Raw genomic sequence first — 606 nt, forward strand, 5'->3', positions numbered from 1 at the left:
GCTCGATCCCGGGCGAGGCCACACGAAGAAGGGGTACTTCTGGGCGATCGTCTCCGACGACCGCGGCCACAGCGGCCCAAGTCCGCCGATCGTGCTGTTCCGATATGCCCCCGGTCGCAGCGGTTCCTTTGCGGAGCAGTTCCTGGATGGCTTTTGCGGACACTTCCTGCAATGCGACGCCTATGACGGTTATGACCGGCTGACCGAAGTCGCTCGACCGCAAGGGCCGTGGACGCTCGTGCATTGCTGGAGCCATTTGCGCCGGCGCTTCGTCAAATTGGCCCGTAACAGCAAATCGCCGATCGCCGAGGCCGCCGTTCGGCACATCGCACAGCTTTACGCCATCGAAGCCGTGGTGCGCGGCTCATCGCCGGACATACGGTTGGCCGCGCGCAAGGAGCACTCGCTGCCAATGGTAGCCGCGTTGAAGTCGTGGTTCGAAAAACAGCTGTCGATGATCTCCAGCGGTTCGACGCTCGCCGAGGACATCCGCTACGCGCTCAATCACTGGCAGGGGCTGACCCGCTTCCTCGAAGACGGGCGCCTCGAGCTCGACACGAACCCGGTCGAGAACGCCATCCGGCCAGTCTGCCTGACCAGAAAAAA

1 protein-coding gene is annotated in these 606 nt (G+C 63.4%); it reads left to right on the plus strand.

Annotated elements, in window-relative coordinates; genetic code table 11:
- The coding region (locus IVB32_RS01970) for an IS66 family transposase (protein ID WP_247409656.1) at nt 1–606 on the plus strand (606 nt) is incomplete at both ends.

Source organism: Bradyrhizobium sp. 23, from assembly GCF_023073295.1.
GTDB classification, from domain to species: domain Bacteria; phylum Pseudomonadota; class Alphaproteobacteria; order Rhizobiales; family Xanthobacteraceae; genus Bradyrhizobium; species Bradyrhizobium canariense_D.